The following is a 222-nucleotide window of genomic DNA, read 5'->3' as shown; positions in this document are numbered from 1 at the left end:
AGCAACCAATGCAGCAAGTGGTAGTAGAACCACAAGTGGAAGAGCAACCAATGCAGCAAGTGGTAGTAGAATCACAAGTGGAAGAGCAACCAATGCAACAGGTGGTAGTAAAATCACAAGTGGAAGAGCAACCAATGCAGCAAGTGGTAGTAGAACCACAAGTGGAAGAGCAACCAATGCAGCAAGTAGTGGTAGAGCAAGTACAAAAGCCAATTTCAAGTA

1 protein-coding gene is annotated in these 222 nt (G+C 44.6%); it reads left to right on the top strand.

The genetic code is table 11. The features are described from left to right. Window positions 1-222 (top strand): hypothetical protein (locus MR170_RS31920; protein WP_242310793.1); only part of this gene is annotated, 222 nt, incomplete at both ends.

Origin of the sequence: Bacillus cereus group sp. BfR-BA-01524, assembly GCF_022662595.1 — a bacterium.
In the GTDB taxonomy this organism is placed as follows: Bacteria; Bacillota; Bacilli; order Bacillales; family Bacillaceae_G; genus Bacillus_A; species Bacillus_A thuringiensis_S.
This window is presented reverse-complemented; position numbering and strand designations above follow the sequence as displayed.